Here is a 1671-nt window from a genome sequence, read left to right as displayed (position 1 = left end):
GGCCGCCGGGGCCGCCCTGGGAGTTCGACGTCGAGGACTTCGCCTTGCCCTGGGTGAACGAGCCGTCGACCTTGACGACGTTCAGGCTGATCGAGGCGAAGCCCAGCGCCGCCACCGCCTGCGCGGCGTCCACGGTCTCGCCGGTGCCGATCCGCACGCCGTGCGAGCGCAGTGCGCCGACGAGTCCGGTCAGCCGGTCCGCGGCACCGTCCGCCGGCACGGCGGCGTTCACACGGCGCCCAGGTCGAGCTTGGCCGCCGCCTTCAGTACGTCGTCCTGGTGCTTGAGGATCACGCCGAGGCTGTCGCGTACGACGTGCTCGTCGAGGGTGCCGGCGCCCAGCGCGAGCAGGGTGCGCGCCCAGTCGATGGTCTCGGCGACGGAGGGGGCCTTCCGCAGGTCCATCTCGCGCAGCGCCCCGACGACCCGGACGACGGACTCGGTGAGTGCCTCGTCGAGTCCGGGCACCTTCAGCCGGACGATCCTGCGCTCCAGCTCCTCGTCGGGGAAGCCGATGTGGAGGAAGAGGCAGCGGCGGCGCAGTGCCTCGGACAGTTCACGGCTCGCGTTCGAGGTGAGCACCACGAAGGGGCGGCTGGTCGCCGTGATCGTGCCCAGTTCGGGGACGGTGACCTGGAAGTCGCTGAGCACTTCGAGCAGCAGGCCCTCGACCTCGATGTCGGCCTTGTCCATCTCGTCGATCAGCAGGACCTTCGGATCGTCGCCGCGGATGGCGGTCAGCAGAGGGCGCGGCAGCAGGAACTCCTCGGAGAAGATGTCCGTGCGCGTCTCGTCCCACGTCTCGTCCCGGCCCGCGGTGATGCGCAGAAGCTGCTTGGCGTGGTTCCACTCGTACAGCGCCCGTGACTCGTCCACGCCTTCGTAGCACTGGAGGCGGACGAGCCGGGCTCCGGCGACCTGGGCGACGGCCTTGGCGAGTTCGGTCTTGCCGACGCCCGCGGGGCCCTCCACCAGGAGGGGCTTGCCGAGCCGGTCGGCCAGGAAGACCGTGGTGGCGACCGCGGGCGACGCCAGATAGCCCGTGTCGGCGAGGCGTGCCGAGACGTCGTCGACGGATGTGAACAGCAACGGGGCCTCCAGCACGCGCGAACGAGGTCGGAGCCACTATCTAAGCGCTTGTTCACCCTCGCTGTCACGTGTGACGAAGCCCACGGGACAGCGACGCCCGTCTAGGAGACCCGCAGGACGATCTTGCCCCGGCGGTGCTCGCGTTCGAGGGCCGCGTAGGCGCCCGGGGCGCTTTCCAGGGGGAGGATCCGGTCGACCTGCGGGATCAGCCGGCCCGCCTCGACGAGTGCCGTCAGCTCCTCCAGACCGGCGCGGTCCGGCTCGACCACGAAGAACACCGCGCGGGCGTCCGCCCCCTCCGGCGGCGCGGGCGGTTCGACGACGCTGACCAGGACTCCGCCCGGGCGCAGCACCTCCCAGGACCGGGCCTGCGTGTCCCCTCCGACGGTGTCGAAGACGACGTCCACGTCCTTCACCTCGTTCTCGAAGCGCTGCCCGGCGTAGTCGATCACGGTCTCGGCGCCCAGGCCGGTCACGAAGTCCGCGTCCGCGGCCGAGGCGGTGGCCGTCACCTCGGCCCCCAGCGCGGCCGCGACCTGGACGGCGAGCGAGCCCACGCCGCCCGCGCCGCCGTGCACCAGC

Annotated in this window: 3 protein-coding genes; all 3 read right to left on the bottom strand. The window is 71.8% G+C overall.

Features of this window, described 5'->3' with window-relative positions:
- Window positions 1-232, bottom strand: a 232-nt coding sequence (locus tag ACWEBX_RS40230) for a hypothetical protein (protein ID WP_451889647.1), incomplete at its 3' end; no start/stop codon positions are given.
- The gene (locus ACWEBX_RS40225) at window positions 229-1086 is read right to left on the bottom strand and encodes an AAA family ATPase (RefSeq protein ID WP_451889648.1); all 858 of its coding nucleotides are present in this window, start codon (window positions 1084-1086) and stop codon (window positions 229-231) included. The genes ACWEBX_RS40225 and ACWEBX_RS40230, both read right to left, overlap by 4 nt.
- Before the next feature lie 104 nt (window positions 1087-1190).
- Window positions 1191-1671: zinc-binding dehydrogenase (locus ACWEBX_RS40220; RefSeq protein WP_451889646.1), on the bottom strand; the 481-nt coding region annotated here is incomplete at its 5' end.

The organism is Streptomyces sp. NPDC005070 (genome assembly GCF_053600395.1).
Note: the sequence above shows the minus strand (reverse complement) of the source record. Positions and strands in the feature narration are given on the sequence as shown.